Raw genomic sequence first — 24188 nt, 5'->3', positions numbered from 1 at the left:
CTCTCCTTGCATGAGTACTTCTCAAACTTCCATTACACATTGTATTCCCCATCTTTTTTATGTATATCTTTTGGGGAAAATCGTAATTTCTGCTTATGATGACAAGATTTTACTAAAATAAGAAGAGTGGAATATTTTACTCTATGTCAAACAAAAAAGCAATATATGTTTAAACGCGAAAATAATCATCATATCAACAATGCCCGGTACATAAAGATAGATGGGGGGATTTTTCGAAATGATTCGAAAAGGCTCCATTGATTCGATAGGAGGTGCACAGAAAAAAATGGAAGAACAATATGCATCGCAAGATCAGTCAGATGTAGAAGGTTTCAAGCGGAAGAAAAAACATACCATTCCCTTTCAATGTATGGTTTCTATTCCAACAGGGTTTCAAATTCAAAAACCGAATACACCAAAACTTGTTTATGATGTAAGCCATTTATCTATGGTAAAAGAGATGTGTAAACGAGTGATTGACGTAGAGGATTGTGGGCAAGTCGAAATCGATTTACATGTCTTAAAAATCAAAGGTGTCTTACCCTTTATTGTGAACGTTTCCATTGAGCCGCTTAGTATGGAACATGTGTATACCACAAGTGGTAGAGACACATCCCTATTTTTAAGTTGTCAAGAAACCGTATATGTGGATCATATTTTAAAATATAGTGTCGATCATGTCCCGTATTATGTGATTGATGGTCATCATATTCTAGTACGTGATGTCGTGATAAAGTTGTTGGAAGAAAACCCGCAAACGGCTCAAATATCAGGTGTTTTTTATTTTGATTATGCATAATTTCAATAGAAACAAAAACGTTCTCTTATACGGCATTCCCAAAAGCATCGCCACCTTTTTTATCATACAATAGTTCGTTCTAAGAAGAGCCGTAATATTTTTCTATCTAACAGGAATTTTATCATCTACAGAAGAATATTCTTATCATGGTAATGAGGAGAGGGATTGAAAGTCAAAAGATTACCTGATTTGTCATGTAAGAAAAAGGAATCGATCGTACAGGAAAGTCAAAAGAAAGTGTAAAAATTTTATATCTTGTGTATGTATAGGAGGAAAATAGATGAGTCCAAATAATCAAAATGAATATGAAATTATAGATATGGCACCTTCTACATCTGTATCCAATGATTCTAACAGATACCCTTTTGCGAGTGATCCAACAAATGCATTACAAAATATGAATTATAAAGAGTATTTAAGAATGTCTGAGGGATATGATAGTGAATATTCTGGCTCACCTGAAGTGCTTATTAGTGAGCGAGATGCGGTTAAGACAGCAATCAGTTTGGTAGGTACTATATTAGGAAAATTAGGAGTTCCATTGGTAGGACCGATTGTGAGCCTATATAGTACACTTATTGATGTTTTGTGGCCAGGTGGAAAGAGTCAATGGGAAATTTTTATGGAACAAGTAGAAGCACTTATTAATCAAAAAATAGCAGAATACGCAAGGGCTAAGGCACTTGCAGAATTAGAAGGGTTAGGAAATAACTATCAATTATATTTAACAGCACTTGAAGAATGGCAGGAAAATCCAAGCAGTACAAGAGTCTTACGTGATGTTCGGAATCGATTTGAAATCCTTGATAGCTTATTTACACAATATATGCCTTCTTTTCGGGTAACAGGTTATGAAGTACCATTACTTTCAGTATATGCGCAAGCAGCTAACCTTCATTTATTGTTATTAAAGGACGCTTCTATTTTTGGAGAAGAATGGGGGTTCTCTACAACCGCTATTAATAACTATTATAATCGTCAAATGAGTCTTATCGCGCAATATTCTGATCATTGTGTACAATGGTATAGAACTGGGTTAGATCGATTAAAAGGATCGAATGCTAAACAATGGGTTGAATATAACCGCTTCCGAAGAGAAATGACATTATCGGTGTTAGATATTATGACATTATTTCCAATGTATGACATGCGCACGTACCCAATGGAAACAAAAGCACAACTAACAAGGGAAGTATATACAGATCCAATTGGTGCCATAGGAGCGCAAGGTTCTTGGTATGACTCAGCACCTTCTTTCAATACTCTGGAAAGTACTTTTATAAGAGGAAAGCATCTATTTGATTTTATAACTAGACTCTCTATATATACAGGGCGAAGCTCATTCAGTGCTAGTAATTACTTAAAAAAATGGATAGGGCATCAAATATCCTCTCAACCTATAGGCGGCAGTATACAAACTCAAACCTATGGCACTACGAGTGGCAGTTCTGTTATTGCTACGCAGCAAATTGGCTTTACAGGTTTTGACGTTTATAAGACTTTATCAACAGCGGGGGTTCTGTTTGCTTATACTTCGAAATATTATGGCGTATCTAAAGTTGTTTTTGATGCGATATATCCTGACAACAAGTATAAAACAACATTTACCTATAATCCTGGATCTGAAGGTATTGGAGCGCAAGAAAAGGATTCAGAAGTTGAATTGCCACCAGAAACATTAGATCAACCCAATTATGAGGCGTATAGCCATAGATTGAATTATGTTACATTTATTAGAAATCCAGATGTACCAGTATTTTCTTGGACACATCGGAGTGCGGATCGTACGAATACAGTTTATTCAGATAAAATCACTCAAATACCAGTTGTAAAGGCCAGTGACGGCCCTAAACCTTCCGCTAACGAAGTTGGACACTATCTTGGTGGAGATCCAATATCATTTAACTCTTCTGGTAGCACTGGAGTGATAAGGTTAAATATAAATTCACCATTATCCCAAAAATACCGTGTGAGAATTCGCTATTGCTCTTCAGTTGATTTTGACTTAGATGTAGTTCGTGGAGGCACTACTGTAAATAATGGTAGATTTAACAAAAGCGCGCCTAACGTCGGATGGCAAAGTTTGAAGTATGAAAATTTTAAATTTGCAAGCTTTTCTACACCTTTTACATTTAATCAAGCTCAAGATACATTAAAAATAAGTGTAAGGAATTTTAGTTCAATCGTAGGAGGCAGCGTAGTTTATATAGACCGAATCGAGCTCATCCCAGTAAATGCAACATATGAGGCAGAACAAGATTTAGATTCGGCAAAGAAAGCAGTGAATACCTTGTTTACGAATACAAAAGATGGTTTACGACCAGGGGTAACGGATTATGAAGTGAATCAAGCGGCAAACTTAGTGGAATGCCTATCGGATGATTTGTATCCAAATGAAAAACGCTTGTTATTTGATGCAGTGAAAGAGGCAAAACGACTCAGCGAGGCACGTAACTTACTACAAGATCCAGATTTCCAAGAGATAAATGGAGAAAATGGATGGACCGCAAGTACAGGAATTGAGGTTGTAGAAGGAGATGCTCTATTTAAAGGGCGTTATCTACGCCTACCAGGTGCGAGAGAAATGGATACAGAAACGTATCCAACGTATCTGTATCAAAAAGTAGAGGAAGGTGTATTAAAACCATACACAAGATATAGATTGAGAGGGTTTGTCGGAAGCAGTCAAGGCTTGGAAATTTCCACAATTCGTCATCAGACGAACCGAATTGTAAAAAATGTTCCAGATGATTTATTACCAGATGTACCTCCTGTAAACTCTGATGGTAGAATCAATCGATGCAGCGAACAAAAGTATGTGAATAGCCGTTTAGAAGGAGAAAGAGGATTACCAAATGGGAATCGTTCTGCTGAAGCGCATGAATTCTCTCTCCCTATTGATATAGGAGAGCTGGATTACAATGAAAATGCAGGAATATGGGTTGGATTTAAGATTACGGACCCAGAGGGATATGCAACACTCGGTAACCTTGAATTGGTAGAAGAGGGACCATTGTCAGGAGACGCACTAGAACGCCTGCAAAGAGAAGAACAACAGTGGAAGCTTCAAATGACAAAAAGACGTGAAGAGACGGATAGAAAATATACGGCAGCAAAACAAGCGGTAGATCGTTTATATGCAGATTACCAAGATCAACAATTGAATCCAAACGTAGAAATTACGGATATTACTGCGGCCCAAAACCTGATACAGTCCATTCCTTATGTATATAATGAAATGTTCCCAGAAATACAAGGGATGAACTATACGAAGTACACAGAGTTAACAAATCGACTCCAACAAGCGTGGGGTTTGTATGATCAACGAAACGCCATACCAAATGGTGATTTCCGAAATGAATTAAGTAATTGGAATACAACATCTGGTGTAAATGTACAACAAATCAACAATACGTCTGTCTTAGTCATGCCAAACTGGGATGGGCAAGTTTCGCAACAGTTTACAGTTCAACCGAATCAAAGATATGTATTACGAGTTACTGCAAGAAAAGAAGGGGTAGGGAATGGGTATGTGAGTATCCGTGATGGTGGAAATCAAACAGAAACGCTTACGTTTAGTGCAAGCGATTATAACACAGATAGTGTGTATAATACGCAAGTGTCGAATACAAATGGTTTGTACAATGAGCAAACAGGATATACCACAAAAACAGTGACATTCATCCCATATACAGATCAAGTGTGGATTGAGATGAGCGAGACCGAAGGTATGTTCTATATAGAAAGTGTCGAATTGATTGTTGACGTAGAGTAATGGTAGTACCCCTCCAGATACAGGTTTCATCTGGAGGGGTTTTTTTCTGAAAAAGGGCCTTTTGTAGAGAAGAATCCGATTATTTTATTACGATTATATATTTTGGATAGATCATGGTACCTTGCAATAGCAATTGTATGATCAGCTCTATTGCAAATACAATAGAGCTGAGAAAAAGTAAATACTATTTTCACTACGCATCAAATTCCTTCGCAAGTTTCTCATGAATGAAAGAGAAAATTTCCTTTTGTACTTTATTGAGATCTTTGTAATAAAGGAATGGTATTCACACAAATGACTGGTGTGGATACGTCTGTAATCCCCGAAATATTTGTGATAATAAGGTCGAATGTTTCGGAAACTTTTTTAAAAGAGCTGAGATGTAAGACGTCAATCGTAGATAAGCGAATTAGATGTCCCAATTGATACTGCATAATATTATGAATAAATAAAGTGTGTTCCGCATCTGAATCAAAAAATTCCTACATGAAGAACCGGAACCTTCTGTTTTAAGGCGTGTAATAAGTTTGTCCAATGTATGATTAAAATATATATGTTTCCGTAAAAAAATGCGCGTTCCATTTGAACTGTTCATGAAATTGAAAGTGAGTTAATTCTTCTTTTAAAAGCAAGACAAAGTATGAGAATTCGTGAGAATGATGTTCGGAAAAGAAACGTCTTTTCTCATGTAAAATAAAACGTCCATAATTCATCGTTTGTAAATTGTATAACTCCAAAATGATTTTTTTTTCATTTTGGAGGGGAACATGTAGTTTGTCTGAGAGTCTTTGCAACAAGCTTAAGATTTCAGGAACGATTTTCCATGCATCATTTGATTTTTGTTGTACCATATTTTCTAATTGTTCATACGTAAATGCATAATGATGATTGAAAAAAATAGAAAAGAGTTGATAAGCAGTCTCATGATTAAACTCAAGAGAAAAGGTATCCCGGAACAATTGACAAAATGGGCTGTTTTCAAAAATACTTACATCCAAAGGATTAAAAAAATCTTCTGAAACGGCTTTCATATGATGGTGTTGTAAACGAATCACATTCACCATTGTCCAATACCGAATTCGTATGAGGTCCGGAAAATTTAATTGTATTTGATTTTTTTGGGTGACATACAGAAAGAGTTGATCCAGTACCTGTAGTTGCTTTTCTTGAAAAGGGGTACGAGTCACACCATATTTTTCATAAAAATAGTGAACCATAATACTCCTAATATTTTGTTCATTTCCCATGATTTTGCAAGGGTTTGTTGAAATGTATATCTCATATTGTTTGAGATACACATTCCATTTTGTGATAATCCGCCTCAAAGTGGAGGTACTAAGAAATAATTCCTCCGCGATTGTCTCTATATCATCACTTTCATCAAAAAATATCCGTTCGATAAAGGAGAACTCAGGACTTAGAGATAAAATCTTTTGATAGATAAAGTCAGCAGAATATTGAGAAGGGTAGGTTAAACGAACCCCTTTTATAGATGTTTCAATCTGAAAAGGTTGAAATTCTTGATTCATACATTTGATATCCTCTCTGAGGATTCTTTCGGAACAATTCAGTCTTAGAGCGCACATCCCTAACGTATGCCATCCATCTCGTTCGTATAATAGTTCTAAAAATTGTAGTTGTCTGCGTAAATTGCTATTTAAAAGAGAACGCATGAGTAGACACCTTCCTTCATTTTTAAAATCGTACATAAAGCTATTCAAATCATGCCGACCATAAGGCGCTTTATGAAAGGGACTGTATGGATTCTTTTGTTATAATTATAAAGTAAAAAGCCCCAAAAGAAGAAACTATAGGCGGCTTGTAGTTCCAACACCTTTTCAGACGTATATAAATAAAATATCAACTTGTTTTTGAGTCATGATAGACACCATGCATAAAAACCGGGAAAGATAAATGATAACCTGTATAGATTATGATTTAGAAATGTTTTATTTATATATATTGTTTAAGGTGTTTTTATTTTGGTGTTTTTTGATAATACGACAGGATGTCGAAAAAGGAATACTAATATGAAAAAGAGGTGGTTGTATTGCTTTTCTATCTATTAGGTTTGAAAGATCCGTATACAAAAGAGCATAGTAAAAGGGTAGCTATATATGCCACCATATTGGCGAAGGAGACAAAAGAATATAATCAAGATGCTCTTAACTATTTGTATCTCCGACAGAAGGCTATTTCCTCAAAAATGTGAAGGTGTGAAACACCAATTTTAAGTAGGATAAGTAATGGATAAATTTAAAAACAGAAAGAGGAGAGTAATAATAGCTTTTCTACCGTTTATCAATATACGCTTTTTAGGCTTAGTCTGCCTCAATAAACTGAGAATAATTTATTAATTGAAGAGAAAGTACTCAAAAAAGTACTTTCTCTTTGGATGGTTCGATAAAAGACAAGTTTCCAATCCAATAAGTCTGAGGACATAATACCAGCGCATCTAATATTATAATATAGTATTGATTTTTTTGTATGATTTATTTTACTCTTTTCAAAAGCAAAAATTGAAACTTTATTATCTAGAAATTGTGATATTCTATTGAATGTCTGTTATTTGTTTTAATTCGTTTGGGGGGCTCCATGAATGGAGTCCTTTTTTTATAGAGAAAAAAGCTATCTTATTAAAAATACTTACATAAGAAACCGGCCAAATTATTCAAAGTGTTTTTATATAGAAGTACAGGTTATTTGTTATTGTATAGTACAGAAGCATTAGAAATGAAAGGAGGCACTCATTAAAGAACTTAGTGTAATTATATTATTTATATTTTTGTAACATGATTAAAGCTTAATATTGAACATAATTGATATAATAGTTTAAGAAGGGATGAAAATATGAATTTCGAACTAATAATAACAGCATTATTAAGAGAAAATATTCATTATGAAGATAGCCTGCAATTAATTGGTGGTTATATTAATAAAATCATGCTTCAAAGTGAGAACTTAAAAGCTTTGCATAAGAGAAAGGGGTATAAAAACTATGTATTTAGCAATTTTTATCCATCTGAAAAAGATAAAATATACAAAAAAGACCGTGTGTATGTAATCCGCTTGAAAAGCTTGGATTATAGATTTCTTAAGGATTTAAAAGAGTGTTTGCCTACAATTAAAAATTATTCTATACAATGTTTATCATTAGAACTTAAACAATTACCACAAAAACACATAGTTGATCTATATACGATTACTCCAGTTGTTATAACGGTGGATAATAAACCATTTTTACCAGAAGATAGTTTAGATGTATTGTGTAATAGACTACAAGCCAATTTAGAGAAAAAATATAAAGCCTTTTACGGGGAGGAGTTATTTACGGAATCATTTATTCAACGTATTGAATTTATTAACCGTAAACCTATAAAAACTAACTATAAAGGTATTAAGTTACTGGGGAATAAATTTAAAATTACTGTGAAAGATGATGAGAAATCTCAATTGTTAGCAAAGGTAGCGGTAGGAGCAGGGATAGGTGAAAAAAATAGCGCACTTGGTTGCGGATTTTGTTTCGCTAATTACCTATAGGTGGTGAGATTGTGTTAATAGATTTAGTTAAGAAATTTCAGATTGCTATTAATAAAAATCCGAATATCGTATTAGATAACTATAAGTTAAAAAATGGACTTTATATTAGATTTAATGTTAACAATACGTTTGAAGAGAATGTGCAAAATGCAAATCAAAATATCTATGTTCATACAAACCAACCAGGTGAGATTATTGAAAGAAGAGACCTTTATGAATGGTTTAAGATTAGAGATTTTTATAGTAGTATGCTGAATGATGATGCAAATAAATTAATTGATCTTCCAGGTAAGAAGGTACATAGTACAAATCCACTTACATTTTTCATGAAGGAAGAACTGTTAATTGGTGAAAAGAAAATATATACTGCAGAACAACTAGCTATATGCATTGAAGAATTCTATTCGAAATTACAAAAATCCTCAAAGAAGTTTTTAGATGCATATCCAATTACAACAAAGTCAAAGGAATTAAAAAAGAAGATATTAAAAGAACGAGAAGAATTCTTTTATAGGTTTTATCCACATTTAATGAAGGTGTCAGAAGATGCAGAACGGATACAAAGAAATGATGAATATAAGAAGTTCTTGAAAAAGCATATATCTGAACTTATTGAATTGTTCCATACGTTGAAAGAGCAATATGGATTTAAAAACTATATAAAAATTTTCTTTGATGAAAAAGAAGACATTTATAGAAATGAATATGGGTTATATATATTACCAAGAATTTTTACTGTTGACGCATATAATTATGCTAATTCCACTTCAATTATTGGTTTACCAAGTGGAGACATGACAGTAAATAGTAAAAAACCATTTTTACAGTTAAAGACATTAAAAACTAACGTACCTTTGCGTATTCCAATAGATCAAGCAATAGCAAGAAAGGATTTCTATTCTTGGCTTGAGGCAAAAGGGAAATTTAAAGTGCATGTATTCCCGACTGACACCATTTTCACTTCCCAAGCATCAAAAAAATCGGGAACCTATCATATTCGAATTGATAAAAGTGGCAGCATCGATTTTTTTGAAAATGTACCATTTTCTGCTACAGATAAGTTAAATAAAAATGGTTTAGAATTCAAAAATGTATTAAACATTAAGAGAAAAGTAGATGATATTGTTAGTGTCAGAGCGGATTATAGTGTGAATACACGTAAAGAATTGCAGAGTCTTATTAATAAGTATTTTTTTAGAGGGAGACTGCAAGGAGAGTTTTTGAATACACAACCAGAAATCAATGGAGATGATTTTTCAAATAATATGTTAACGTATTTTCTTGAAAGTAGACAAGCCTTTTATGATTTCTTTGTAAAAGGGACCGAAAAATCATTACGAGAAATAATTGATAAACTTACCTTAAATCTAATTGAAGAACGTCTATATAGAACTATTGAAGGACCCCATATTAAGCATCTGGCAGAAGCGTTTAACTTACGTTTGGCGCTTTTAAAATATTTTCGTATAAAAGGAGGGGATGTAATGGCAGATTGCATAAGTAATGTTAGCAATATTTTAAAAGAAAAAGTTAAAAGTACAGAGTTGGTTGTTTGTGAAAGTGACCAAGAGTTTTATTACTTAGCTGGGCAACTAGGGTACTATTTATTATCACAATCGCATGTAAAATCCAAAACAATAGGGATGTTTGAGCCTATTCTACGTGCTAAATATGCACATCAATTAAAACGTCTTTTAGAAGATCTACTAATAACATACGGGCATGCTATTAGTATGAAAAACACTCCTTTTAAAAATGCCTTTGGAATGGTTATGGGATTTGAGACAGATGGAATAAGCAAAGGTGAAAATAAAAATATATTATTGGCAGGTTTATTAGCATGTAATATGTTTTATGAAAAATATGAAAAAGGAGTTGTGAAAGGTGAATAAATGGGGGAAACGAGTATATGGAGTGATTGGGGTTTCAAGTATTTTGTCAAACTGGAATGCTGATTTTACAGGTAGACCAAAATCCACGAGTGATGGGACCTTGTTTGGTAGTGATAAGGCATTGAAGTTTAGTATGAGAAAATACTGGGTTAATCAAGGGGAAAAAGTGCTCTATATTAAATCTTATAAGATAAATCCTAAAGAAGGGAAGATGCAACCAAAAGAATTAACGGAGCGTTATCAAGAAATATTTGATACAGAAATTTCAAAGAAATCAAAGACTGTAGATATATTAAAAAATTTGTTTTCATCAATAGATGTGATGAATTTTGGTGCAACATTTGCGGTAGAAGGCCAAAATATTGGATTAACGGGTGTAGTCCAAATTGGTCAAGGAATGAATAAATATGAAGATACTACAACTGAAGTACAAGATATTTTATCTCCGTTTCGTAATTCTAATAAGGAAAATGCTGATGCATCAAGTTTTGGGACAAAAATTGTGAGCAACGAAGCTCATTATTTTTACCCGTTTTCTGTAAATCCAAATAACTATGATGAATATACAAACTTCATTGATGGATTTAATGGATATACAGAAGAAGCATATATGAAATTTAAGAAAGCCTCATTAATTGGAGCAACTGCACTTAACACGAATAGTAAATCTGGTTGCTATAACAACTTTGCCCTATTTGTAGAATGTAAAGAAGATGAGCCTCTATATTTACCACAGTTAGATTCATATATTGAATTTAATAAACAAGAAACTTTGTTCAGTATAAATCTGAAGAAAGTAGAGGAACTAATAAAACCGTTCCAAAAAAAGCTGGAGAATATTGAAATTTATTATAATCCTCTAACTATGTCTATTATTACAACTACCGATATGTTCGTACGTAAAAATATCTTCACTGAAGAAAAACTAGAAGTACTATCAGTATAGGAGTGAGAATATGGAGGCTATAGCATTTGAATTGAAGGGAAGAACCGCATTTTTTAAAAAACCAGATGTAAACTCTAATATTTATTTTACATATAGTCATATCCATAAAATTGCGCTATATGGACTATTGGGTGCGATTATTGGTGCCGGTGGATACACACAACAGCAAAAAAGTATAATAGATGAAGGGAACTCTATTTCTAATCAATATCCCGAATTTTATCAGTTGTTAAATAAATTAAAGGTTAGCATTGTACCACATGGAGATCGTGGGTATTTTTCAAAGAAAATCCAAGTATTTAATAATACTGTTGGATATGCAAGTAAAGAAGCGGGAGGAAATTTAATTGTTCGCGAACAATGGTTAGAAAAACCACACTGGACAATTTATCTCTGGAATAATGGGGATTTAGAAGAAGAAATATTTAATAGGTTGAAAAATCGCTTAATTTTTTCCACTTGCAAGTATGCTCCGTATTTAGGTAAGAATGACCATCCAGCTAATATAGAACATGTTCGTCTTGTCGAGTTGGAGGAAGTAGATGAGTTGTGTGGGATTGAGTCATTGGTTTATTTAAAAGATGTTTATTTTTCAACAAGGGGGACATATGACAATACCCCAATATATTATTTCGAAGAACTTATACCTATTCAATTAAACTCTGAATTGAATTATTATGAATTTAGTGAGATTGTACACACAAATCGAAAAATAAAACAAACGTCTTCTACATTATCTGCTTTTCAAACTGAAGGACGAGTTATTGCATTCATTTAAATAATTGTGGGCTTTTTAAGAAGCTTATTTTATAGTATTAAGATATTATAAACAAGGAGGAAGATGCTTTAATATTATTTTCAAAGTGGTGAATGTACTTTTAATAAGATTAAAAAAGGATATGAAATATATATGAGTATGAAATCTAGGTTTATAATATCTTTTTTTGAGTCCTCATTTTAGAGGAAATGTGCTAAAATCTATAAAATCATTTATTTTATTTTAGTAATATGTTATAATTTATGAAGTTATTTAAAGATTAATTTAATCAAGTTAAACAGAAACATATAATGTATTTAAACTAGGTTAACCGTATAACCAATTAAACTTAGTTAAATTTAAACTGAAACATTCGATGTATTTAAAGAAGGAAGTGAAATTTGCTGGCTCAGATTTTAAGCTATGATCCAGGAAATTTCACTTATAAAAATTCTGAATTTTTATAAGTTTAAGATATAATTTATGATTTTGTTATCTAAATAATTTTTTCTTAGTCGTCATACATGAAGTTATTTACTAATGTAGAAATAACCGATAAAGATTTCTCTAAAAACTTATTAACCCAGGATAAACAGTCCACTGCATCTTTTATGAAAATTTTCTTCAACAGAAAAAATCCAAACGGTGAAACGATATTTAGATGATACAGAGGTTGTAGAAGTAATTGCTAAATCTATAGAAGTTACTCCTAGTGTACTTTATGAGTGGATTAGACGATTAAATCTTCAGGTGAAAAGGCCTTTGAAAAGTGGGGTACAGATATTACGAAGTTTAAGTTATTTGGGGAGAACTTATACCTATCACCAATGTTGGATTTATTTAATGGGGGGGACCGTCCCATCGCTATCAAGCTAACAAAACTAAATTTCCTTAAAATGAAAAAATACGCTATTCTTTCTGTAGAATCATAGGAAAGGATGGCGTTTTTGGCATGAACTTATCGATTTTTGATAAATTAGAGTTGTTTTCTAAAGGGTTACAACGATATATGTCACCTGGAGCTTTAGAACAATTAGCTAGAGAAATGGGATTTGTTCAACGAAAAAGTAAATATCGTGCACATGATTTAGTAGCTCTTTGTGTTTGGTTAAGCGAAAACATAGCAAACGCTCCATTGAAACAACTATGTAGTCGATTAGAAGCTAACACAGGTATTTCTATGAGTCCAGAAGGACTCAATCAGCGCTTAAATTCTCAAGCTGTACAGTTGTTGCAACAAATCTTAGCAAACTTAATTTACCAACAATTTTCTTCTTCTAGCAAGATTCCAATTTTGTATACAAACTATTTTCGACGTAACAGTATAATGGATTCTACACATTTTCAAATTCCAGATAAATTCACCTCTACATATCAAGGTTCAGGTGGTAGTGGTCAAAGTGCCGGCGTAAAAATTCAACTAGAGTATGATTTACAAAGTGGCCAATTTCTTCATGTTCATTTAGGATCAGGAAAACACAATGATAAAACTTATGCTTCTACTTGTTTAACATTCCTTCAACCGAAAGATGTATGTATACGTGATTTGGGATATTTCGACTTAAAAGATTTACATACTGAGGGTGTTGTGACATTGTAGATTGTCGAACACGTCGTAGCTTCTGTAACACGGATACATTTAATGGACCTTTTAAAATTAATTCTCTAACTATCATTAAACGCATAGAATGTCCAAGCGTCCGCAATATATCTGCAGGTCTCTCGTAATATAGAAAGCTTTTGGCATAATCACTTCTCCTTTTTTAGTGTGAGTTTTCTACATCCTAACATCATCTATTTGTTTGGCAAATGTTTTAGATACACAAGGGCTCGCTTCAAGTACTTATGTTATCATAACTATATCATTCCCAAAGAAGCTTCCTATGTCCTCTTTGTATTTTACATTGCTTCCAATTTATCATAATAAATACCCATTTAGTTCTCTCTGTTTTATATTTTCTGGTACTTCCAATTCCTATACAAACGTTTCCTCCAAGCAGTTTTTACTACTTTAATCTGCTGCGTAAAGACCGGGGTTTGAAGTTTTGCTTATTTTAGCCTAGTGACAGGAAAGCTGTTCTAGGTCCTGAAGCTATTAAGAATCCCTTTTTTGTATCTAAAATCCCAAAATAAAAAGATAAGATTCGGGAACACGCTCTTATCTTTAGTACAAGAAGTGAACAAAAGGATAACCATCATATTTATATTATAATTTATTTTTCGTTAATTTTAAATATTGGAGCCATACTTAAGAAGTCTATCTATAATGAGAAATTTATCAAAAAATGAGGTCTGTGTAGTAATGATACAAGAACAGCAATAACTCCTAATTGTATAGTAAGAGCAATTTAACCACGCTGAATTGCTTAACTTCGTTATCAAAAACAAATTAACTTTATCTCCCCTTTATAATAAAATTACTGTGTAAAGGGTAGGTGGTTTTATGAATTCATATATTTACGGTTATGCCAGGGTAAGTAAAAAAGCAGCAAGATTTAATTCGTCATATCGATATGTTTCAAAATTAGGGGTCTGTGTAGTAATGGAACAAGAACGGCAATAAGACTTAATTGTGTTATCAAAAATCAGGGTTTTTGATAATGATAAAAACTGTGTTAAATAAAGCTTGGATACGTTAATACTACGTTATCAAAACTATTATTGTCATCAAATTAACAATAACAACTGTTTTTGATAAATTTAATAAATATTGAGTTTTTGATCATTAAGATATTTCTATTTTTAATAAAAACCTTTATTGTTAGCGATGTTGTAGCAAAAATATAAGTTATTGCCGTTTCTGTTCTGTTACTACACAAACCCCAATTATAACTGTACCGAAATTTTGACGAAAAAATAACAGGAACAAAAAGTGATCGACCAGAACTTAACCGATTAAAAGATAAAACTAGATCTGGTGATACGTTAGTGGTAGAAAGTTTTACTAGATTGGGACGAAGCACAAAAGATTTAATTGAACTAAGTTGAGTATTTTAAGAATAAAGGCGTTAAACTGATTAGTATTAAAGCACAGTTTGATACTAATACACCTCAAGGAAAACTAATGTTAACTGTATTTCAAACATTAGCCAGTTTGAAATAGACTTAATTGCTCAACGTACTCAGGAGGTGCTTGAAAGTGCAAGAGCAAGAGGGAGAGTCGGTGGACACCCTTGTGTTAAGGATCGTTTCATTCAAAGGGCATTAAAGTTGTATGATTCTAAAGAATATGGCATACAAGAAATTGTAAACATGACAGGTATTAATCAGGCTACGCTTTACCTATACATACGAAAAAATAAATAAAATGCAAAAGATGAATTTGCTTATATATAGAATCACATTATAAAATAATAACAAGAATAGAAAGACAGAGAGAGGAAACCCATGTCCATAAAATTAGTAAATTTACGAATTGATTTTGCTTTTAAACAGTTATTCGGAACGAAGGGAAACGAAGAGATTTTAACTGGATTTCTAAACGCTATCCTAGAAGAATCTTTAGATGTACCTATTGTATCTCTACAACTAGAAGATCCACATCTTCATAAATCTTATGAAGATGATAAATTATCCATATTAGATTTATTAGCAACACTGGATAACGGAACACAAGTTAATATTGAAATTCAATTACGGAACACACATGATATGGTGAAGCGATCTTTATATTACTGGAGTAAACTCTATACATCCCAAATGCAAGAAGGGATGCCGTATCGTTCACTCCGAAAAACAATTACCATTAACTTATTAGATTTTATATTATTTCCCCAGGATGATTCATGTCACACCATTGGACAATTATGGAATATTAAAAATCAACAGATACTAAGTGATGATATTGAAATTCATTTTGTAGAAATTCCAAAATTGGTCAAACAATGGCGTGAAGAAAAAGTAAATCCATGGGAAAATGCATTTGTTCGCTGGATGTTATTACTACCAGCACATGAAGATGAGCATTTAACTCAAACATTGGAGGAGATTGCAATGAATCAGGATCCAATTTTACAAAAGGCAATGAATAAATGGGAAAATATGAGCCATGACTCTTCTTTCAGAACAGCTTATGAAGCTCGTGAAAAGTTACTTCTGGATGAACAAGCTAAATTAGCACATGCTCGAGAAGAGGGATTAGAGGAAGGTATTGAGAAAGGTATTGAGAAAGGGAAAATTCAATTAATCCGTGGTATGCATAAGAATGGTATGCCATTAGAAGACATTGCAAAATTCACAGGTCTTAGTACAGAAGAAATACGAAAACTACTATTATAATGAGTATTATTAAAAAACTTTGCGGAAAATCTCGCAAAGTTTTTACTTAGCTCTTTAAACATCAACTCCTAAAAAAATACATAATGTATTTGATAAATATGATAATGATTCATGTTTTTGAAATTTCACTAGAAAAGAACAAAAGGTGTTATTTTAAAGCAGATTGGAAGATATGTGTATAACGGTATATTTTTTATAAAATAGTTAATATTCATTCTAATTTATATCAATTTACTATATATTACATTTATGTAAGTATTGTTATAAGGACATTTTTTAAAACTTTCCCCTAATAAAGTTTTGAAAGAGCTGTCTCAGTATTATCCATGTTGTAAATATGCCAAGAAAAGAGAATCCATTTGGTTCCTCTTTTCTTTGTAAAAAATATAAATTAAAATCAATATTAATATAATAAGATTTTAATTTATTTGTAATCTTTCCTCCCTATTATTAGAGTAGGGGGGCAGAGTATGTTTAATTGGACAACACCGGTTGAAGTAATAGTTGGCATATTACTTTTAGGAGCAAGTGCAAGAATGGTTTATTTTTTTGACGTTGAAAAATGTAAGGTCCGTCCAATCCGAGAAGGATGTTTTAAAGAAGGCACAAAAACTAAAACCTATTCTGTTGCCATTAAATCAGAGAAACATTTAGACCAACAAGCTTTTCAAGAAACAGAAGAATTTAAACGCTTAGCTCGAGAACGCTATAAAATCGAAGAAAAAAATAGTGAGTTGAAAAATAAACACGGGTACGATCAGCATCGGCTGCGGGTTCATTTGACATGCAAATTCAGGGAGCAACGACGATATTCGCTGTCAATCTAAAAAGAATCTTGAAGCTTCTGAATAAAAAAGGGTAATAAATAGGCAAAAAATTAGGGCGTTTCCTGTTCAAAATTGAACAAGAAGCGCCCTATCTTTCTCGAAAATGAATTTATTTATAAAAAACGCAAGTTTTTCAGTGCCCTCATACAATACCGAACCCATGCCCAAAAGGTCGCCTAATGAAATAACCTGTCTAACTTTATGGGGTCACTTCACTTTTATAAAATACAACGTTCTTTTTATTTACAATAATCGGTTTATAACCCGAAATTTTCAACTTTTAATCATTGCTCACTATCTTTTAATTGACGTTTTTCCAAACGCTCTATAGCTTCACGGCGTTTGGAATCATCAATATTTGTATACAAAGATGTTGTTTCCATTGAGTTATGTCCCATTTGGTTCGCTAACAGAACAAGATCTTTATTTTCGTTATAATGATTAGTTGCATATGTATGGCGCAACTTGTGAGGGCTCTTTTTTTCATCAAATGCCCTAGTATATTTCTCAGTGAGTTTTTGTATAGCATTTACAGAAATTTGTGCATATGAGCCTTTATAATTAGTTACAAATAAAATATCTTCATCATCAGAACAATTGTAACGCGCAGTACGTACTTTTAGATACTCTTGAACATCATCTAGGGCTGTTTGTGTAGCCAAAACAGATGATTTTTTATCTCCTTTTCGCACAACTTTGATGTAACGAGTACGAAAATTTATACTAGAAATAGTTAAACTAGCTGCCTCAGATACTCGAAGGCCTGTACCTAAGATTAAACTTAGAATAGCAATATCACGTTCTCTATCTCGCTTAAAAAATCTTAGTTTACCAGGAGCGGTTTCTTGTAACATTTGCTCATATTCATTAGATAAAAAGCGCATGAATTTAATGTCGTCGTTGTTGTGAAAAATAACTTCTGAAATTTCTTTAGCTCTCGCTGCAGCGTCAATTTTTTCCTTATGAATTTCCATTTTGGCCATAACATTTCTATAAAAATAACATTCTCCATTATCATCCTCAGTATTGCTTGTTAGGTAGTTAAATAATGACTTTAGAGCCGAAAATGTTCGTATAACTGCCTTGGTTTTATTACCTTGTCTCTCTAAATAACTTTTAAACCTTTTTACTTGTTTAAGAGGGAGATGCTCCAATGTTTCAATTGGTACCTCATGTATTCTCGTTACAACTTCACCATCTGCTGTAGCAAGACGGGAGGTGAGCAACCATTGTAAAAATATTTCATATTCAATTAAATATCCATACAAAGTAGCAGGGGAGAGGTTCGTTTTCTCTTCAATATATTCAATGATATACCAGGGCATTTTTTCTTTATGACGTTCTACACGTGCTTGATACACTTGTTTTTCTCGATTACTCAATTTTTTTCACCTCAAACTTCAAAAAGTACATTGAATTTTAGAATCATTGTACTTTTTGTCTTAATTTGTCTAATTTTACATTAAATACAATTTTAAACTACAATTTGAATTTAAATAAATATAGGACCTTTAAATATCAATTCTGAATCATAACTAATAATCTGACCTTTAGGAGAATTTCTGATATTATCTTCTAAAACTGCAATTAATGAATAATAATTGTCTTCTATGGTCATAAACAATTCTCCTAAACTATTAAACTGAAAATCCTTAAATTTATTTATTATCAGTTCAATAGTATATCTCAGGTAGAAGTGAAGATGCTCTATCAAAAAACTAATGTCTTTTTCAGTTCTTGCTGCATGTACTAAATTATTTCTTACTCGATATAATCTTTGAATATGCCAAGTTAAATTATTAAAATGATTTGAAATAGATTCCTTAAATGTTTCACTATTACTTAAATCATGTGATAACTCAATTATTCTTTGTTTCAAAAGAGTATAATCATTTACTTCACTTTTAAAAATTTCAACGGATACTTCATCAGTCAGTAAAAAATACACTTTTTCAATATCTTCAATAGTAGGGGAAGATGTATTAATTATTTCTCCATTATATTTAACAGTTATACCAGCTCGGTAACAATCATTTAAAAAGTTTAATAATAATCTTTGAAAATATTCACTACAAACTGCTGAAGGTACTATTTTTTTAATGTGCTCAATATTTGATTCATGATGTCCAGTGATTAATAATGACTCCAATGCTGACCACAAGTTTGTAAATTTTGTTTCGGTAGATAAAGATTCAACAGATAAATTATATTGTCGGAAAAAGTTCATTAAACGCTGCCTACTTTTTATATCTATAGATTCATTTGCTAGAACTGACCTAATGGTATTTATATTTTCAAGTTGCGAATTTTCTAGGGGAAGTTCCTTTTTTAGTATTTCATAGTTAACACTTTTTTCTTCACTAGGAAATACTAAAATTACGTTATTAAACGCTCCTAAATCTACTTTATAGTATGCTAGAATAGATTGTTTCTCAGATAATTGATTTCTACTTTTTTCAGCTGCAGTATGAAGATCTTCATTAAATGCAGCTGCTTTTTCCTCAATATAAAATGCATCTTTATCTATATGATTATCATTAATATTAGGAAAAGAAATTAAAATATCTTCACCTTTAACAACGGTCATTCCTACGGATTCCAAAAGTGTGTACTGATCATTAAATTCATTTAACTTATAATAGCAATGAAAAAGGCCGGGATTAGATTTAATTATTGAAATAAACCTCTGCCATTTTTCCTCAAATGCCACTTTACTATTTAAAAATAGGACATTACCAAGTCGGTGTAAACTTCTTGCTGACCAACCAGTATTAATTAATTCTGTAGATAAAAATTCCGTTAATATTTCTACATTAGCGAACTCAGAATTACTAATAGAGTATTCTAGTTCATTTATAATTTTATCAAGGTAACTACCAGAAATAATTTTTAGTGCATAATTCAATCGATATTCTAATTTTAAAATATCCGATTTAGTAGTCTCATTCTTTCTTATCACTTTAAGCTCCTTCAATAGACTTTTTAATAATTCAGGAAAGTGCTTTCTAAGACATAAATCCTTTTGAAGGTGTTTTCTGCATTCTAAAATTAAGTCTTGCAAATTGGCTGGAGATAAAACATCAGACTTAATAAATTCTAAAACCTCTTTGGTTTCTTTTAATATGGAATGTGAATTTCTTAACCTAAATTGGTATGTATTAATTGTTTTTTGAAAAAGTAATTCACGCCATTTTTGAATAAATAAGCATTGGCTTTCTAATTGAATATTTTTATTTTCAGCCAAATATGAGTTATTTAATTTTGCTTCCATTTGGAAACCTCCCAAAATACAAATAAACAATAGTTGCATGTTTTTTTAAAATTTGATATTATAAATACATACTAATAAATGAAACGAAAAAAGAAACCTGGTGCTGAGCGTAAAGCCTGCCCAGGTTTCTTTTTATTATATCATAATTTTGTCACCTCATCAATTGTAAGTTAAACTCGAATTTAATGTAAAATTGAAAGCTACTTCTACTCTATGTATTTGAATGAATGTGTACAGAGATATGAATTTCTAAAGTAGTTAAGTTACAAGTACTCCGAGATCACGGTCATATAATTAACAAGGATGATATATCTAGACTTTTACTATTTGGTCATAAACATATTCCCTTCTGAATTTACCGTGAGTGTTTTCACTTGAGCATCCCAATGTATTTTTAGTGGTCTCCATAGTCCATCTTGTTTATTTATAATTTGCATTGGAACTAAAATATTTTGAACTAGCGTCTGTACTTACAAACCCTGCGTGAGCTGCCTTAAGTTAATTTTGTCTAAAGATTTGTTCCTTATCCCCAGGGGCATCTGTATATATCTATTCCAAATACTATTCCATTCTTTAAGCCAAGAACCCCTTTGCTTCTAACGTGAAACCTTCTTCTATACTAATTGCAGAATTTCTCGATATTACTCCAACTTGATTATTTTATCCTCCGTTATAGTTGTAATTTTAGTTAAAGGTTTATATTTTTCGGAACCAGTGAACTACCCGCCACTTAACGTCCTAACGGACTGTTTGAAGTGGGGGCTTCTCGGTTAGTCGTTACTTTTGGTAGCTAACGAATTCGTCCTAAGACAGCCGAGCTAACTCCCTCGTTCCAAGGGTTATTTTATTGCTATCTATGCTAACGCTAATAGGCATATTGCTTCATTTTTGATATTGATAGCTGCGTTATAATCTCTATCGAGATTTACACCACATATACAAGAATAGACTCGCTCAGACAATGACATATTTTTCACATTTCCACAACTGCTACATGTTTTTGTGGAAGGAAACCATTTGTCTATTTTCACAAGTTGTTTGCCTTGTTCGTGTAGTTTATAAGCTAAAAAAGAAGTGAACATACCCCAACTATTGTCAGCGACACTTTTTCCAAAATGAAGTACTTGCGGCATTCCTCTCATATTTAGATCTTCAATAGCTACAACATCAAAATGAGTAGCTAACTCTTTAGACTTATGATGAAGGAAGTTCTTACGTTGGTTCGCTACTTTTTCATGTAACTTAGCTACACGGATACGTTGTTTATTCCAACGAATAGAACCTTTTGTTCTTCTTGATAATACTTGTTGTGCCTTTGCTAATCGGTCTAACATTTCACGATAGAACTTAGGATAATTGGCTCTCTCACCCTCAGAACTAACGTATAATCGATCCATCGCAAAGTCTAATCCAACAATTGTTTCTACTTCTTTTTGTACAATCTCTTTTTCGTATTCAGTCAAGATAGACACATAGTATTTACCAGTAGGTGTCATAGAAATCGTACATGACTTGATTACATGGTCTTGTGGTATTTCTCTATGCTGCTTGATACGTACCATTTTCAGTTTTGGCAATTTGATATGACCGTTAAGCAATATAATATTTCCGTTCACTACATTCGTTGTATAAGACTTTCTGTCTTTTTTGCTTTTGAATGTTGGGAAGTCATTTTGACCACGAAAGAAATTCTTATAGGCAGTTTGCAAGTTTAGTTGAGCATTTGCCAATGCTAATGAATCAACTTCTTTTAACCACTCAAATTCTGCTTTGTATTTCGCAGGAGTGGGAAGCTTTTGTTTCTTGAGTTGTTCCTTATCATCTTTGTATCTTTCGTACACTTCTTTTCGTTCAGCTAACATTCTGTTATACACGAAACGTACACAACCGAAGGTTTTACGCATAAGATGTGCTTGTTCTTCTGTTGGATACAAACGGAATTTATACGCTTTATTATGCTTTGTCATATCATTTCACCTCACTTTTCACCTTGATTTTCAATATATGTTTTTACTATGTCTATTGGCGAACCACCAGTAGTTAGCAAGCAAAAACTTCTTGACCAAAACATCTCTTTCCAAAGCTTCTTTTTCACTTGTGGAAAATCTCTTTTAATAAGTCGAGAACTTGCACTTTTATAAGCATTGATGAATTTTGTCATTTCTGTATTAGGGTGTGCCTTGAACAAAATATGAACATGATCTACATCATGATTCCATTCAACTAATGTGATGTTATAGTTTTCAGATAGTCGAACAAACATATTTTTTGCATAGTCTGACATATCATCATCAAACACGTTTCTTCTGTATTTCACGACCAACACAAGGTGATAATACAACAAGAATACTGAATGGTTATTATTATCTAATTTCATTTATATACCAGCCTTTATCATTTATAAGACTGATTATATCAGAGGCAAAATAAAAAGGAAAACCTTTTGGCTACGCCAAAACGAAATTCATCTCCCACCTACCATTGGGCTACGCCCTTCACACGCTTGAGGAAGGAGAATTCTTTCAAAAAATTCGTTAAAAATAAATTTCCCAACGACATCCATAAATACTCTTTTATACATTTCCGAGATTATGCTTTGACTATAGCTATCTGCTAATGCCATGTTTTGTACTAAACTTGTTAAAAATAGTGAAACTATAAATGGCGTTACAAATTTTTTGTTTATTTATTTTTCCCCCATTTCTTTTTCTAGACTGTAACCAGTTATAAAAACCTTGCAGCAGCAATCTTTTTCCATGCGAGTTATCATGACAAGAAAATTTTTTCTGGAAATATTAAAATTTATTAATATATCCTCTGCATGAATTTTTAAATATTTATTCGGATATAACTCATTATAATATTTTTTCCATTTGAAAAGTGCAATAAAATACGTGTTTTAATTTTATTACATATGTTATTATTCATTTGAATGTTGTTCTGTTTGTATAAACATTATGTCACAGAATATGAATCAAAACTATCTTTATCAATTATTATCAGAAAAAACAGCCATTCTCTTAATCCATCTGGGCCAAAAGAATGGCTGTTTTTCCGTGTTTTTACAAGAGGCAGTGAGATATACTTTAGTTCAGGAAAATTTACAAACCTATAGCTATTTGACACTCTTACCCTAAAGGGACTAGCTGACTAACGTCAGTGGGATTCTTGCTACCAAAAGCGAAGTCCATTTTTGATATCGCTGACGTGCAAGATTGCGTTTTGTCATCAACACCCCCACAATATGGGTATAGGGAGCAATGGTGCCGTAAAGTGCCAAGTAACTTAGAGAAAATATAATTACAAAGCCAATTCTAAATTACTCAAAGATTCATTTTAATTTTGAGTTACCAAAAAACATATTTTTTGTAATTTATTCGATCTCGAATAAGGTTCTTTATAAAAATAGCATTTTTCCCAAAATAATTACCATGAGATTTTTTGTCCTGTTATTAAAATCTACTTTGCACTTCCCAACAAGGATGCTCCCTCTACCCCCAACAGATCATATAGGTTCGAGGGCAATACCGTATAGCTTGTTATTTGTCGAAAGTTTTTACGTCTTTTGCATGAATATGAATAGACCATATCATATTTTGCTATGCAATCATGATACTATCATCCTATGTCTAAAGACGGATAAAAGTCCTACTTGGGCTAAGACCAATATTTGCTCTAGTTGCCATTAATAATTCTAATAACGTAATCTTCTTTTTCAGATTAGAGTATCTATTTATTGAGGATTCACTTTTCTTATATAAACAAAAGCGAAGTTTTTAAATAGACGGAGCCTTTTCAAAATAGTATGATTTTCACCTTATGAAATACCTTAAAACCGAGATTCCCGTTAGGATCAAGAGTTAATTTTGCAATATTTTCATACATTCTTTCCTTTACAATTGTGATGCCTAAAAGCGCAGCATCTTTCCTCTGGGTTCTTTGATTATATAAGTTTGTTTTGTAGGAGCGGGATTATTATACATGATGTTCATTTCCTTCATTTGAAGAAATAATTTAAATCATTTCTTTGGCCTAAGGGCTTTGTACTCCTCTACACCTACTATTCTTTTTTATTTATTTGCGTAATCTGTTTACTGTTTAGA

12 protein-coding genes and 5 pseudogenes are annotated in these 24188 nt (G+C 32.3%); 11 read left to right on the top strand and 6 right to left on the bottom strand.

The window, feature by feature from the left end:
- Window positions 1-238: 238 nt before the first annotated feature.
- Together AXW78_RS29035 and AXW78_RS29030 are read left to right on the top strand one after the other, a co-directional pair.
- Entirely contained in the window at window positions 239-799 is a 561-nt protein-coding gene (locus tag AXW78_RS29035; protein ID WP_231122475.1) for a hypothetical protein, read from the top strand.
- A 280-nt stretch (window positions 800-1079) separates the two neighbouring features.
- Window positions 1080-4574, top strand: a complete 3495-nt coding sequence (locus AXW78_RS29030) for an insecticidal delta-endotoxin Cry8Ea1 family protein (RefSeq protein ID WP_061885039.1) — start codon at window positions 1080-1082, stop codon at window positions 4572-4574.
- Window positions 4575-5116: 542 nt separating this feature from the next.
- On the opposite strand, the gene AXW78_RS29025 is transcribed toward AXW78_RS29030, so the two are convergent.
- A complete protein-coding gene (locus AXW78_RS29025; protein WP_231122483.1) occupies window positions 5117-6103 on the bottom strand; it encodes an AcpB/EbpR/MafR family transcriptional regulator in 987 nt (328 codons plus the stop codon).
- Between the two features lie 1321 nt (window positions 6104-7424).
- On the opposite strand from AXW78_RS29025, the gene cas6 reads away from it, so the two are divergent.
- The 6 genes and pseudogenes from cas6 to AXW78_RS29000 form a co-directional block, all read left to right on the top strand.
- The gene (cas6, locus tag AXW78_RS29020; RefSeq protein WP_061885038.1) at window positions 7425-8114 is read left to right on the top strand and encodes a CRISPR-associated endoribonuclease Cas6; all 690 of its coding nucleotides are present in this window, start codon (window positions 7425-7427) and stop codon (window positions 8112-8114) included.
- A gap of 11 nt (window positions 8115-8125) precedes the next feature.
- Window positions 8126-10006, top strand: a complete 1881-nt coding sequence (locus AXW78_RS29015; protein ID WP_061885037.1) for a hypothetical protein — start codon at window positions 8126-8128, stop codon at window positions 10004-10006.
- The gene (locus AXW78_RS29010; protein ID WP_061885036.1) at window positions 9999-10952 is read left to right on the top strand and encodes a type I CRISPR-associated protein Cas7; all 954 of its coding nucleotides are present in this window, start codon (window positions 9999-10001) and stop codon (window positions 10950-10952) included. The genes AXW78_RS29015 and AXW78_RS29010 overlap by 8 nt, the downstream gene beginning before the upstream one ends.
- Before the next feature lie 10 nt (window positions 10953-10962).
- Window positions 10963-11730: a type I-B CRISPR-associated protein Cas5b gene (cas5b, locus tag AXW78_RS29005; RefSeq protein WP_061885035.1), complete on the top strand. Its 768-nt coding sequence runs from the start codon at window positions 10963-10965 to the stop codon at window positions 11728-11730.
- Window positions 11731-12345: 615 nt separating this feature from the next.
- A pseudogene (locus tag AXW78_RS34105) lies at window positions 12346-12479 on the top strand (transposase); the annotation flags it as partial.
- Between the two features lie 182 nt (window positions 12480-12661).
- A pseudogene (locus AXW78_RS29000) lies at window positions 12662-13288 on the top strand (IS4 family transposase); the annotation flags it as partial.
- Here the strand turns inward: AXW78_RS29000 and AXW78_RS35835 are convergent.
- Window positions 13209-13456: pseudogene (locus tag AXW78_RS35835) on the bottom strand (ArsR/SmtB family transcription factor). The pseudogenes AXW78_RS29000 and AXW78_RS35835 sit on opposite strands and share 80 nt — an antisense overlap.
- Before the next feature lie 1044 nt (window positions 13457-14500).
- On the opposite strand from AXW78_RS35835, the pseudogene AXW78_RS33550 reads away from it, so the two are divergent.
- The 3 genes and pseudogenes from AXW78_RS33550 to AXW78_RS28990 all read left to right on the top strand — a co-directional run.
- A pseudogene (locus AXW78_RS33550) lies at window positions 14501-15012 on the top strand (recombinase family protein); the annotation flags it as partial.
- Window positions 15013-15096: 84 nt separating this feature from the next.
- Window positions 15097-15987 (top strand): Rpn family recombination-promoting nuclease/putative transposase, encoded by an 891-nt coding sequence (locus tag AXW78_RS28995; protein ID WP_061885034.1) that lies wholly within the window; start codon window positions 15097-15099, stop codon window positions 15985-15987.
- A 536-nt stretch (window positions 15988-16523) separates the two neighbouring features.
- A pseudogene (locus AXW78_RS28990) lies at window positions 16524-16849 on the top strand (transposase); the annotation flags it as partial.
- 249 nt (window positions 16850-17098) lie between these two features.
- Here AXW78_RS28990 and xerS read toward each other — a convergent pair.
- The 4 genes from xerS to tnpA form a co-directional block, all read right to left on the bottom strand.
- Window positions 17099-18196 (bottom strand): tyrosine recombinase XerS, encoded by a 1098-nt coding sequence (gene xerS / locus AXW78_RS28985; protein ID WP_061885033.1) that lies wholly within the window; start codon window positions 18194-18196, stop codon window positions 17099-17101.
- Between the two features lie 110 nt (window positions 18197-18306).
- Window positions 18307-20085: a hypothetical protein gene (locus AXW78_RS28980; protein ID WP_061885032.1), complete on the bottom strand. Its 1779-nt coding sequence runs from the start codon at window positions 20083-20085 to the stop codon at window positions 18307-18309.
- A gap of 854 nt (window positions 20086-20939) precedes the next feature.
- A complete protein-coding gene (locus AXW78_RS28975) occupies window positions 20940-22052 on the bottom strand; it encodes an RNA-guided endonuclease TnpB family protein (RefSeq protein ID WP_061885031.1) in 1113 nt (370 codons plus the stop codon).
- A gap of 11 nt (window positions 22053-22063) precedes the next feature.
- Window positions 22064-22462 (bottom strand): IS200/IS605 family transposase, encoded by a 399-nt coding sequence (gene tnpA, locus AXW78_RS28970; RefSeq protein ID WP_061885030.1) that lies wholly within the window; start codon window positions 22460-22462, stop codon window positions 22064-22066.
- Window positions 22463-24188 lie beyond the last annotated feature (1726 nt).

Source organism: Bacillus thuringiensis (assembly GCF_001595725.1).
Classification (GTDB): Bacteria; Bacillota; Bacilli; order Bacillales; family Bacillaceae_G; genus Bacillus_A; species Bacillus_A thuringiensis_K.
Note: the sequence above shows the minus strand (reverse complement) of the source record. Positions and strands in the feature narration are given on the sequence as shown.

Coding starts and splice junctions, on each gene's coding strand:
- AXW78_RS29035 (WP_231122475.1), top strand. CDS start 239: ATGATTCGAAAAGGCTCCATTGATTCGATAGGAGGTGCACAGAAAAAA.
- AXW78_RS29030 (WP_061885039.1), top strand. CDS start 1,080: ATGAGTCCAAATAATCAAAATGAATATGAAATTATAGATATGGCACCT.
- AXW78_RS29025 (WP_231122483.1), bottom strand. CDS start 6,103: ATGAATCAAGAATTTCAACCTTTTCAGATTGAAACATCTATAAAAGGG.
- cas6 (WP_061885038.1), top strand. CDS start 7,425: ATGAATTTCGAACTAATAATAACAGCATTATTAAGAGAAAATATTCAT.
- cas5b (WP_061885035.1), top strand. CDS start 10,963: ATGGAGGCTATAGCATTTGAATTGAAGGGAAGAACCGCATTTTTTAAA.
- AXW78_RS28995 (WP_061885034.1), top strand. CDS start 15,097: ATGTCCATAAAATTAGTAAATTTACGAATTGATTTTGCTTTTAAACAG.
- AXW78_RS28980 (WP_061885032.1), bottom strand. CDS start 20,085: ATGGAAGCAAAATTAAATAACTCATATTTGGCTGAAAATAAAAATATT.
- AXW78_RS28975 (WP_061885031.1), bottom strand. CDS start 22,052: ATGACAAAGCATAATAAAGCGTATAAATTCCGTTTGTATCCAACAGAA.
- tnpA (WP_061885030.1), bottom strand. CDS start 22,462: ATGAAATTAGATAATAATAACCATTCAGTATTCTTGTTGTATTATCAC.